12 protein-coding genes are annotated in these 12,428 nt (G+C 39.9%); 10 read left to right on the forward strand and 2 right to left on the reverse strand.

What is annotated here, in order from left to right:
* Positions 1-6 precede the first annotated feature (6 nt).
* Positions 7-3,180 carry a SusC/RagA family TonB-linked outer membrane protein gene (locus tag ACOFKR_RS06810; RefSeq protein ID WP_419803271.1) on the reverse strand — a complete coding sequence of 1,058 codons (3,174 nt, stop codon included), beginning with the start codon at positions 3,178-3,180 and terminating at the stop codon, positions 7-9.
* Between the two features lie 411 nt (positions 3,181-3,591).
* Between ACOFKR_RS06810 and ACOFKR_RS06815 the strand changes: the two genes are divergently transcribed.
* From ACOFKR_RS06815 to ACOFKR_RS06855, 9 genes are all read left to right on the forward strand, one after another.
* Positions 3,592-4,389, forward strand: coding sequence for an NIPSNAP family protein (locus ACOFKR_RS06815; protein ID WP_419803272.1), 798 nt, complete (start codon positions 3,592-3,594; stop codon positions 4,387-4,389).
* 127 nt (positions 4,390-4,516) lie between these two features.
* Positions 4,517-5,401, forward strand: coding sequence for a sugar phosphate isomerase/epimerase family protein (locus ACOFKR_RS06820; protein ID WP_419803273.1), 885 nt, complete (start codon positions 4,517-4,519; stop codon positions 5,399-5,401).
* Positions 5,402-5,482: 81 nt separating this feature from the next.
* Positions 5,483-7,000, forward strand: a complete 1,518-nt coding sequence (locus ACOFKR_RS06825; RefSeq protein WP_419803274.1) for a TolB family protein — start codon at positions 5,483-5,485, stop codon at positions 6,998-7,000.
* 188 nt (positions 7,001-7,188) lie between these two features.
* Positions 7,189-7,842: a response regulator gene (locus ACOFKR_RS06830; protein WP_419803275.1), complete on the forward strand. Its 654-nt coding sequence runs from the start codon at positions 7,189-7,191 to the stop codon at positions 7,840-7,842.
* A gap of 232 nt (positions 7,843-8,074) precedes the next feature.
* Entirely contained in the window at positions 8,075-8,359 is a 285-nt protein-coding gene (locus ACOFKR_RS06835) for a hypothetical protein (protein WP_419803276.1), read from the forward strand.
* A gap of 13 nt (positions 8,360-8,372) precedes the next feature.
* Entirely contained in the window at positions 8,373-8,759 is a 387-nt protein-coding gene (locus tag ACOFKR_RS06840; protein ID WP_419803277.1) for a response regulator, read from the forward strand.
* A gap of 96 nt (positions 8,760-8,855) precedes the next feature.
* Positions 8,856-9,215, forward strand: coding sequence for a single-stranded DNA-binding protein (locus tag ACOFKR_RS06845; RefSeq protein WP_419803278.1), 360 nt, complete (start codon positions 8,856-8,858; stop codon positions 9,213-9,215).
* A gap of 267 nt (positions 9,216-9,482) precedes the next feature.
* A complete protein-coding gene (locus ACOFKR_RS06850) occupies positions 9,483-10,274 on the forward strand; it encodes a HipA family kinase (protein ID WP_419803279.1) in 792 nt (263 codons plus the stop codon).
* Entirely contained in the window at positions 10,258-10,635 is a 378-nt protein-coding gene (locus ACOFKR_RS06855; protein WP_419803280.1) for a DUF3037 domain-containing protein, read from the forward strand. The genes ACOFKR_RS06850 and ACOFKR_RS06855 overlap by 17 nt, the downstream gene beginning before the upstream one ends.
* A 21-nt stretch (positions 10,636-10,656) precedes the next feature.
* Here ACOFKR_RS06855 and ACOFKR_RS06860 read toward each other — a convergent pair whose 3' ends face one another.
* The gene (locus ACOFKR_RS06860) at positions 10,657-11,079 is read right to left on the reverse strand and encodes a secondary thiamine-phosphate synthase enzyme YjbQ (RefSeq protein WP_419803281.1); all 423 of its coding nucleotides are present in this window, start codon (positions 11,077-11,079) and stop codon (positions 10,657-10,659) included.
* A 745-nt stretch (positions 11,080-11,824) separates the two neighbouring features.
* On the opposite strand from ACOFKR_RS06860, the gene ACOFKR_RS06865 reads away from it, so the two are divergent.
* Complete coding sequence (locus tag ACOFKR_RS06865) at positions 11,825-12,037, forward strand: hypothetical protein (RefSeq protein ID WP_419803282.1); 213 nt, start codon at positions 11,825-11,827, stop codon at positions 12,035-12,037.
* Positions 12,038-12,428: the final 391 nt, after the last annotated feature.

The following is a 12,428-nucleotide window of genomic DNA, read 5'->3' on the forward strand; positions in this document are numbered from 1 at the left end:
TACAGATTAAAAACTAAGGTTTAAACCAAGTATATACCTACGTTCGTTGTTTGGATAGTTACCATAGTCAATACCACCATTGTTACCATTGCCATTTGAGCCGGAAGGCTGAATTTCTGGATCTAAACCTGAATATTTCGTGATCGTGAACAAGTTTGCACCTTGTACGTAAATCCGCAGCCTGTCAACACCAACACGTTTGACTAAATCAGGATTAAAAGTATAACCGATTTGCAAAGTCTTCAATTTTAAGAACGAACCATTTTCAACATAGTAAGAACTTACTGTTTGATCTGTGCTAAAACTACTTTTTAAGCCTGGGTCAACTGTTTTAGGGTTTAAGTTGGTTGGAGACCAGGAATCATAAACCAAGTCCCTGCTTTTATTACCGGTCAAAGAGGTATAAAACTCTGTCCAGTACTTGATATAGTTCAAATTTTTATTGCCTTGTGAACCATAAAACACGGCCAAAAGATCAACGTTTTTGTACTTGCCGCTCAAATTAATGCCGTAAGTAATGTTCGGGTTTGGATTGCCTAAAAAGGTACGGTCTGCAGTTGTTATTTTTCCGTCGCCATTTAAGTCGGCGAATTTAAACGCCCCTGGTGCAGCCCCGTCCTGAGTTGGAGAAGCTGCCACATCTGCGGCACTGTTGAAATAACCTATTTGTTTATAACCATAGAAAGATCCGATAGGATGTCCCACCGATTCATACACAATGTTGCCAATACGTGATCCTGCAGTAAAGAAATCATTATTTAGTTTCGTAATCGTGTTTTTGAAAGTTGTTATGCTTGCCCCTATATCAAAGCTTAAATCTTTTGCAGGGCGAATATGGTAAGTAGCGTTTAAGTCAAACCCTTTGTTACGCACCGCACCAACGTTAACGGCAGGAGGGGCTGCACCCCCAACAGTTGCAGGCAAAGTTACCTGGAACAGGAGGTTTGAAGAGTTTTTAACAAAGTATTCCGCACTTAGTTCTAACTTGCTGTCAAACAAAGTGGCATCAAAACCTCCATTTGCAATCTTGTCAGTTTCCCATGTTGTCTGTGTATTACCAATGCTTGTATTATAAAATCCCAAGGTTGGCGTGTTGTAAGAACCATTAATTGGATAATACGAGTTACCTGCTCCCTGGCCAAATAGAGTAAAGGCGTTTGCACCACCAACGTTGCCCGCAAAACCAGCGGCACCATAACTTCCCCTAAGCTTTAAATCTGTTATCCAGGTCTGGGACTTTAGGAACTCCTCTTGGGATATTCTCCAAGCCAACGATACAGATGGGAATGTGCCATATTTACGTCCGTCAGCAAAAGCAGAAAATCCATCACGCCGAACTGTAGCACCTAAAATATACTTGTCGTTATACTGATAGTCTAAACGGGCAAAATAGGAAAGTGTTGAGGTTGGTGTCCCGTTAACGCCACTATTGACTATCCTTCCTGCAAGCTGTGTGTTAGATAAGTTAACAAAATTTGGATTGGTAGAAAACAGATTAGTACCCTGGCCGCTGATCTGACGGTTATAATTATCCTTCATCTCATAGCCTGCCAGAAACTTTACATTATGTTTGCCAAAAATCTGGGAATAGTTTAAGGTATTTGTCCAGTTGTAATTAGTATAAAACCCTCCACCCTCATAAGCACTGTTTGGAACTGCGTGATTTTCCCCGCTTTCGTAAGGATTGGTATTGTATGTATTGTAATAGTAATTGTTCACTTGCGCACTGAAGGCAGTACGTGCAACCAAATGCTTGGTAAGATCAGCTTCTGCGTAAGCTGTACCGATCAGATTCCAGCCTTTGCTATAATTATTTATTGTTCTGTCTTGTATTGCAAATGGGTTATTGGCATTTCCCAATTGGGTAGGGCCAGCATAAGTACCACCATAATTTCCGCCAATGTCATAAACTGGTATTTGTGGTTGTATACGATAAATATAAGAAATAGCATTGCCTTCAGCAAGGTTACCCCCAGGGAGTCCGCCCGGTGTTTCAGTATAATAGAACTGTGCGCTTTCCCCAACACGGATATGATCTTTAATGTTAAAGTTTGTATTTACACGTCCCTGGTACCTTTTATAATAAGTGTTGTGCAATGTGCCTTCCTGATTAGTATAACCAAAAGAAAGAAAATAATTATTTTTCTCGTTTGCACCACTGGCACTGATCGTATGTTGTTGGATAGCCGCAGGTTTGAACAAAGTGTGGAACCAATCTGTACCAGAACCTTTTACAAATTGTTGGATCAGGTAATCGTTTCCAGGATTTGTGGCATCAAACCGATATAATGACGGGTTGATTGCTGCTGCACCTGCATTGGCAACGCCTTTAGCTGCGGAGCCTTGATAACCATAATCGGCAAGTTTACCACCAATCAATAATGGGTTATCCGGATCAACTCTTGAAACTAATGTTCCATAGTCATCAGCACCCAATAAATTAAACGGATTGCCACTTAACGGGCGTTGCGTTCCGTAATAACCATCATAAGTGATAGTCGATTTGCCCCTACCTCTTTTAGTAGTTACCACAACAACCCCATTACCACCTGCCACACCGTAAATTGCAGCAGCACCGGCATCTTTTAAAACGGATATGGATTCGATATCATTTGGGTTCACATCATTCATACTGTTTGTCTGAACACCATCTATTACATACAATGGCTGTGAGTTACCAAAGTTGCTTATACCACGAACGTAAACCTGTGACGTAGCACCCGGCGTACCTTGAGTTACCACAGTTACACCGGAAGCCTGGCCTTGCAATAACTGGTCTGAACTTGTTGTGGCCAATTGTTTGGCGGCGGTAACATTCACTGTTGCCACGGCACCAGAAATGTCCTGTTTGCGCTGGCTGGTGTAACCCGTTACTACAACTTCGTTTAAAGCATTTGTTCCGGGTTGTAAAGATACATTGATTGTTGTGCTGCTGCCTACAACGACGTTTCTGTTGTTATAGCCAAGATAGCTGATTACCAAAGTATTGCCAGGTGAAGCTGAAACGGCAAAATTTCCGTTTGCATCGGTTACTGCACCGGTGGTGGTTCCCTGAACTTTTACCGATGCACCGATGATCGGCTGTTTGTCATCAGCACCGGTTACTTTGCCGGTAATCCTGGTTTGGGCTGAAACAATTAATGTAGAAAATACCCCAAAGAGCATTAAATACAATTTCATTTTTTTAATAAGTAAACTGTTGCGCATAAGATAAAATTTGTAAATAATTGATTTAAAAGATAAATTGTAAAAAATAGTGTGCAGAACTATACCGCACAAAAAACTAAAACGGATTGACTACGCCTCCCACATAGAAAACTAAAGTGAAGAAACAGCAAACCTTTTGTGGATTTGTCATCAAAAAAAATTTAAAAAGCAGGTTTATGATTATATTCCGAAGTCAAAAATATAAACTTTTTAATAAGTAACAAACTAATTACGAACTATCTTTAAAAGCCTGTAAACAATTACTTTAATTAAAGTTTTTTTAATTTAAAATAGGGTTCTACGTACTATTATTGCAAAAGTTTTATCAATATAAAACCTAATAACCTTTTGTAAACTTGTTTAACACGGAAACAATTGATCAGCATGAACAGAAAATCCTTTATAAAAACAGCAATGATTGCAGCCACAGCAACTTCTGCTGGCGGTACGTTGGCAAAAGCACCGAAAAATAGGATGCAAAAACAGCATCAGGAAATTTACGAACTACAGGTTTACAGTTTAAAAAACACACAGCAGCAAAAACTGGTGGAAGATTATCTGCAGCAGGCGGCTATTCCGGCTTTAAACCGTTTGGGCAGCAAGTACATTGGTGTTTTTACAGAATTGAAACCCGAAACAGCGCAAACCAAAATTTTTGTGCTGCTACCTTATGCTGATTTGAATGCGTTTCAAAAAGTGCATGACAACCTGATGAAAGATGAAACGTACACACAAGCGGGCGCAGCCTATCTTCAGGCACCGTTGGCAGAACCTGCTTATGAGCGGATCGAAAGCTCTTTGTTACAGGCATTTAGCACCGCGCCAAAAATAATGTTGCCCGAAAAAAAACAACGTTTTTTTGAGTTGCGCAGATATGAAAGCGGCAGCGAAGTATTCGGCAAAAGGAAGATCCAAATGTTTAATGAAGGCAACGAAACCAAAATTTTTAAAGATTTAGGTTTTCGTCCGGTATTTTTTGCAGAAACTTTGATCGGGGCGATGCGGCCGAACCTGACTTATATGATCACGTTTGACAGTATGGAAGATCATGAAGCCAAATGGAAAGCGTTTGGCAACGACCCTGATTGGAAAAGGCTGAGCAGTCTGCCGGAATATCCTGATAAAATCGTGTCGCGCATTACTTCTACGTTTCTAAACCCAACGGCATACTCGCAAATTTAACCGCCATACTGTTTTTATCGGCATAAAAATAGCATCGGCATTAAACGGTTTTGCAATTTGTCGGTTTAAATTTCTAATATTGAAAAGCATTTCCCACAGCTAAACAAACCTATTAAAAACTAAAATTATGACAACAAGACGTTCATTTATCAAATCCTCGGCTGTTTACTCTGCCGGCCTGTTGATGGCCCCATCATTACTCAATTACAACCATAAATACATTGGCTTACAGCTTTATACCGTGCGGGACGCAATGGCAAAAGATCCGGCATCTACCCTGGCCAAAGTATCAAAATTAGGTTATAATTCGGTAGAAGGTGCAACTTACACCGGCACGGAAAAGTTTTACGGTATGGATCCTGCCGAGTTTTCGCGCTTGTTGAAACGCAACGGTTTGATTATGCCGAGCAGCCATTACCGTTTGGGCGATGAAAAAACAAACGGCGAAATGCCAAGAGGCACCATTATGCAAGATTGGGGCAAAGCGGTGGACGATGCGGCAACGGTTGGCTTAAAATATATGGTTTGCGCTTATTTATCGGAATCAGAGCGTGGCGGGACAGACCGTTACAAACACATTGCCGAGCAGTTTAACAAAGCCGGTGAAACCTGTAAAAAAGCCGGGATCCAGTTGTGTTACCACAACCACGACTTTGAGTTTAAGCAGGAAAACGGAAAGTTTATGTATGAAGTGCTGCTGGAGAACACAGACAAAAACTTAGTAAAAATGGAGATGGATTTATACTGGGTAAACAAAGCAGGGCAGGATCCGATTGTGCTGATTAATGCAAACCCCGGCCGTTTCCCGCTTTGGCATATAAAAGATATGGACAAAACGCCCGAACACGGTTTTACGGAAGTAGGCAATGGTTCGATCGATTTCAAGAAAATATTTAAGTATGCGGACAAGGCCGGTTTAAAATATTTCTTTGTGGAACAGGACAAAACGCCCGGCGATCCTTTCAACAGTATCAGCCAGAGTATTGCCTACATCAAAAAAAACCTGGTTTAATTTAATCTTTTCAACTTAAAAAAAGGTGCCCTGCCACAATTTGTATTAGTGGGGCACCTTTTTTTTATCGATAAAAACAGTATGGAAACAAAATTTTTACTGCCTGCGGCCTTGTTTGTCTGCGTTTCATTTTTTCAAAAAGCCTCGGCACAAAAAATCGGGATTTTTGACGGGCAGACCGATATAGGCAAAAATGTAAAAACCGGCTCGGCAACTTTTATCCCGCAAACGCGGCAATATGTTGTTTCCGGTGCCGGTGCCAATATTTGGGGCGATCATGACGAATTTCATTTTGTGTGGAAAAAGATGAAAGGCGATTTTATTTTATATGCCAAAGCCGAATTTGCCGGTTGGAAAGGCATGGAAGAACACCGCAAAGTTGGCTGGATGGTGCGTAAAACCCTGGACGGCAACTCGCCCCAAATTAATGCAGTTGAACATGGCGATGGCTTAACTTCGCTGCAGTTTAGGCGTACTGCAGGTGCCGTTACCGAAGAAATCAAAGCTAAAACTGACCATGCCAACATTATTCAATTAGAACGTACCGGAAACACCTACACCATGCGCGTGGCCAGGTACGGCGAACCTTTTGTTATCGAAACAATCAGTAATATAGATTTAGGCGATGATGTTTACGTGGGTTTGTTTGTAGGTTCGCACAACGCGGACGTAACGGAAACCGGTATTTTTAAAGATGTGCAAATAACCGTTCCGTTTAAAGGTATTGCAGATCAAACTACACAAATGAACTTGGGCAGCCGCCTGGAATTGCTGGAAGTGGCCACCGGAAACCGGGAAGTTATTTACACCGTACCAAACTCGATACAAGCCCCAAACTGGACAAAAGACGGCAAAAGCCTGATTTATAACGATAGCAAAGGCTCGATGTATAATTTTGATATGGCCAGCCGCCAGCCTCAATTATTAAACACAGGCGACGTTAAAAGCAACAACAACGATCATGTGATTTCTTTTGATGGCAAAATGATCGGCCTTAGCAGCTGGGTAAAAGATTTGGGCGGTTCTATAGTTTATACCATGCCGGTTACAGGTGGTCCGCCTAAGCAAATCACCCCAAAAGGGCCGTCGTACATGCACGGTTGGTCGCCGGACGGTAAAAGTCTGGTTTTCTGTGGAGACCGGGGCGGCGAGTTTGATGTATATAAAATCCCTGCTTCCGGCGGGAAGGAAATCCGGCTGACCACCACCAAAGGGTTGGACGACGGGCCGGAATACACGCCAGACGGAAAATATATCTACTTTAATTCCGTACGTTCCGGGTTGATGCAAATTTGGCGCATGAAACCCGATGGCAGCGGGCAGGAGCAGGTAACCAGCGATGATTTTAACAATTGGTTTGCACACATTTCTCCGGACGGAAAATCCATGGTGTTTTTGTCTTTTTTAAAAACGGAAGTTGAGCCGGGCATTCATCCGCCATATAAACACGTGTATATCAGGATGTTGCCAATCAGCGGACAGGGAACACCAAAAGTGCTGGCTTATTTTTACGGCGGCCAGGGTTCTATCAACACGCCTTCCTGGTCTCCGGATAGCAAACGCATTGCCTTCATCAGTAACAGTAACCCAATTCCTTAATTTATACCGGCAAAAACAGCATCTGCAAAACCCTGAATCTGTTTATTATAAGGCAGGTTTCGGGTTTTGTTTTTAAGCGGAATTGTTTATTAAAATAAAACAAAACCAAATGCTTACACTTGTTATGATTACGCACCTAAACCCAACTTCCTGTTTGTCGAATTTTTTAATCAGGGATAATTTCCAGCATGATAAAAGTATTACTTACAGAAGATCATAACGTTGTTAGAAACGGCATCAGATCTTTACTCGAAAAGGAAGATAACCTGCATATAACTGCCGAAGCCACCAACGGCAGGCACGCGCTTGATTTACTGGAAGAAGGTATTACGGTTGATATTATTTTGGCCGATCTGAACATGCCGGAAATGAACGGCATTGAGCTGACGTTGGAAGTAAAAGTTAAATACCCCAAAATTAAGGTGATTGTTTTATCCATGCTGGATCATGAAAATTACATCCTGGAAGCCTTTAAAGCCGGTGCAAGTGCTTACATCTTAAAAAATATAACTACAGATGAGTTGGTTTTTGCCATCAAACACATCTGCAATAATGATGAACGGTACATTTGCAGCGAACTTTCCTTGCGCATGCTGGATAAGCTTTTGCACCGCACCGAAATAGTGTTGACAACCTTAACACCTGAAAACGATTTATCAAAACGTGAAATGGAAGTGTTGGTTTTACTTGCACAGGGTTTTACCAACCAGGAGATTGCAGATAAATTATTTACCAGTAAACGTACCATCGAAGGCCACCGCCAAAATTTGATTGATAAAACAAGCACCCGCAACACAGCCGATTTGATCCGTTATGCAATAGTGAACGGTTTAATAAATTAAAACTTTCGGGGCTAATAACCTTTCCTAAATGCGTTTGCCATCAATTTTGGGAAATGCAAATTTTTGAAAATCCCTTTTCAGAAATTGCCCTGTTTATGTGATCCTAACCCAAAATTTTTTGTTTTTGCAGATTTTATCCTGTAATCAGGTATTTATTCAGCATAAATCAGGTATAACTACTGTTAAAAGTAGAAAAGGTTTTCCTGAACTTTATAAGGTTAATCAGAAACATATGAAAACGGAGCTGACCCCACGTTTATTAGGTTTCCTGATCAAAAACGAATACAAGTATTTCTTATCGCAAACTACTCGTACCGATCAGGAAAGTGTTCGTGTTTGCATTACCTTAAAACCTGTAAAAAAGCATCCTTTACTGCAAAAATTACCGCAGCCTTTTAATGCTTACCACAACATTATCCACGGATTGGTACAAATGGGGGCCAGGATGAACGATACCGAAATTTTAGTTGAACTTGATGCTAAACGTGCGGAGAGATTTGAAAATTATAGCAAATAAAAACCAAAAAACCATGTTAAAAAAAGTTTTGATCCTGGATAATGATTTAGGGATACTGGAGGTGATGGAAGAAGCTTTATGTTACGAAGGTTTTAACGTGAAAACGATGGAAGGAACAAACGATATTATTTCGGATATAAAACGATATCAGCCTGATGTATTTATCACCGATTATATTTTAAAAGGGATCAACGGCGGAGAACTCTGCAAAAAAATCAAAACCACAATTACAACCGCACATACGCCGGTAGTAATATTTTCGGCTTATACCAAAGTGCTGCAATCATTAGGTTTTTATGGTTGTGATGCTTTTGTGCCGAAACCTTTTGATTTGACCGAGATGATCGATCTGATCAAAAACTTATCAGAAAACCAATTGAAAATGCGTATTAATCTATAAGTAATAGGGTATTAACACATTATGCCGGGCAAGTAATTGATTTTAAATTACAGCCACGCAATTACACCGTTTACACCAAATTTAGCTATTCAAAAAATGTTTAATAATTCCGGTATCAACAAGGTTTTTCTGGTAGGCAATATTGGCAAAGAACCAAAAATACATGATTTTCAGGATCAGCAGGAAGTTTTATGTTTTCCGCTGATCACCACCGAAACGATCAAAAAAAACGGTGAAGATTTTGAACTGACCGAATGGCACAACTTAAAAATACCTAAAGCCATTGCTTCAACCACTAATCACCAATTAAAAAAAGGCGATTTGATGTATGTGGAAGGCAAAATACAAACCCGCAGTTATTTTGATGAAGAACAAATTAAAAAATACAAACTTGAAATAATTGTGATCAAGTTTCAGGTACTGGTTGCTTTGCCCGTTTTGGAAAAGGTTTTGTAGCCGGTTTTAATTTCATCCTTTGTATTTCCGGATGCTTCTTTTACGGCATAAAATTTAGCGGTTTTCTTGGGATAAATTTACATGCATAAAAGAAGCATCATAAACTTGTTGAAAAAAGTTTGAACAAGCCTTAAACTGGCTGCAACTCAAACGGCAGTTTACAATCAATTACTTCCTTTCAAAAAAATACCTTAATTTTCCAGGCATCTGCATACTGTTTTTATGCCTTATTTTTTGGGCTGAGAAACAAGGCCGGATGCTTCTTTTATGAGCGAAAATATACAGGCTTTAAGAACCGTAAACGTGGTCCGGTACGTTACGCCCTTGCGTGAAGGCGGTTCCCTGCCAGCCATTGCCGAAGCTGACGACGGATTTTTATATGTGTTAAAATTTCGCGGTGCAGGCCAGGGCGTAAAAGCTTTGATTGCCGAGTTGATTGGCGGCGAAATGGCCCGGTTACTCGGTTTAAAAATCCCGGAACTGGTTTTTGCCACGCTTGATCCGGCTTTTGGCCGCACAGAAGCCGATGAAGAAATCCAGGATTTGTTAAAATTTAGTGTTGGTTTAAATCTGGCCTTGCATTACCTCAGCGGTGCCATCACTTTTGATGCAACGGTTACGGTTGTTGATCCGGTATTGGCTTCCAAAATTGTTTGGCTGGATTGTTTATTGACCAATGTTGACCGCACGCCGCGCAATACCAACATGCTGGTTTGGCACAAAGAATTATGGCTGATCGATCATGGTGCGGCCTTGTACTTTCATCATTCGTGGGATAATTGGCAGGAGCAGGCCACACGGCCTTTTATACAAGTAAAAGACCATGTGTTGCTGCCTTTTGCCACAGAGTTGGATTTGGTGGATGCAGAATTCCGATCAATTTTAACTTTAGAAAAAATACAAGCAATCGTTTCTTTAATTCCCGATGAATGGTTGGATAATGAAAGTAATCCAAGTTCAGCAGAAGAAATGCGGCAAGTTTATATCCAGTTTTTAATGTTGCGGATTGCCAATTCTGAAATATTTGTAAAAGAAGCACAACATGCAGCACGTATTTGAGTACGCTGTAATCCGCGTAATGCCGAAGGTAGAAAGGGAAGAATTTATCAATGTTGGAGTGATTTTGTATTGTTCCAAACAAAAATTCTTACAGGTTTTGTTCAACTTGGATGAGATAAAATTACATACATTTTCCGCAGGTTTGGATATACCGGAACTACAAGAACATCTTAAATCTTTTGAACGCATTTGTATGGCTGCACAGCATTCCGATGCAATTGGCAAATTGGATCAGGCTTCCCGTTTCCGCTGGCTCACGGCCACGCGCAGCACCGTTTTGCAAACTTCCAAAGTGCATCCGGGTTTGTGTGTCAATGCTGATGAAACCTTATCAAAACTTTTTCAGGAACTGGTTTTATAGGGATAAAAACAGCATTGGCAATTATTCGCCCCAAGCCGTAATTATTAAGTTCCTGGGGCCGCCGTGGTTACGGTGTTCGCACAAGTAAATGCCCTGCCAGGTGCCTAAACCCGGCCTTCCGTTGCGTATCGGTATCATCACAGAACTGCCCAGCATGGCTGCTTTTAAGTGTGCCGGCATATCATCGGCACCTTCGTCATTGTGCAAATAACCGGGATCATTTTCCGGCACGTTTTGGTTGAAAAATAGTTCAAAATCCTTACGCACGGTCGGGTCGGCATTTTCATTTATGGTCAACGAAGCTGAAGTATGCTGGATAAAAACCTGCATCATCCCGGTTTTGATTTCGGTAATCCCGGGTATCGCATAAACAATTTCAGAAGTGATGATATGGAAACCGCGGGTTCTGGCTTTAAGCTGAAGGGCTTGCTGATAAATTTTCATATTGCCTCAACATAGAGTTACCGTCTTTTGTTGATCGCTTGATTTAGCAGACCAATTTTTAGTCGGTAAAAACAGCATCGGTAAAAATTAAAAACCAATAGTTATTGATGGATTATCTGTCGGATCAAATTTGAGCAGATAAAAGAAGTACGTATAATGCTGTTCCTCAAAACAATTACAGTAAAGCTCCTGAGCTTATAAAATCAGGAAAATAAATTTTAATTTTTCAATAACGATACTTGAATCAACCTTTGCTCACTTGATCCAACAAGTATTTTTCCCGCCTGTCCATAATTTCAGTAAACTTTGCATCTATTACGTAATAAATAAACTTGAGGCAATAATAAGTAGTTTTCATACGGTTGCAAATTTGCTTTGGTTTTGAATCAATGCTATATAATATGCAATGATTTTAAGTTGATTTATACTATTTTTTGATGCTTTTGTTACCAAATAATTATTATATTTTGAGAAATATCTGCAAAAATATAAATTATCAATAATATATTTTTTTAAAGTAATTTAGGTGCTTTTCAAATCAAATATAAAAAAATCTTTGATAAGAGCTGTATTGCGGCAAAACGTTTAGAGGTTGTACAGATTTTTATCGCAAGTTTTTGCAATGCTTCTTTTACGGCTGTAAATTTTGCTTTTTGCAATTGTTGCAGATAAACAAATCCAAACAAAAACCACCAATTTTTAGGTGACAAAAGAAGCATATAAAAATTCTCCTAAAATTTAAAAAGTGCTTAAACAGCAATTGACAAATGGTGGGTTTTTAGAAATAAAAAATGGAAAAACCAAAAAAGTTTTTCCATTTGCAAGTACTCCCGAAGGTACAATTATCAAACCATTTTCTCGAAGATCTTGGAATTTTAGTACGCTTACTTGCGTAGAACAGATATTTGTAAAAAGTGGGAGGGAAGTATATCAAACCGTTGCTATTTGCTTTGTATAATATTACTGAGGCGGTCGTACAATTCGTCCCGTTCTCTTCGATACTGTGCTGCTTTCTTTTTAAAAGCATAGTTTATTGTAGTGTTGCCTTTTTACTGCATCTTCCTGCAGGTCGTCATTCTATGGTTTATTTGATGCTCGTTAGTGAATATTTCTTGTTCTGTTTGTTTTGATCGTTAATTTCCAAATTGGCCAACTTTTACATTTAAACCTTAAAGCCAGAATTAAGTGTAATATAACACGTGTAATCAAGGAAGGGTGGTTAGGCTATCAATAACTATTAAATCCTGAACTTAACGCTTCCCAATCGACTTTCGATTAAATAAAGCCGATCAAGCCTTCTTTAAAACGCCGATGTAAATCAGATAGCTTATTTACGCTATTGTAACGCT

Source organism: Mucilaginibacter sp. (genome assembly GCF_965201005.1).
GTDB lineage: Bacteria > Bacteroidota > Bacteroidia > Sphingobacteriales > Sphingobacteriaceae > Mucilaginibacter_A.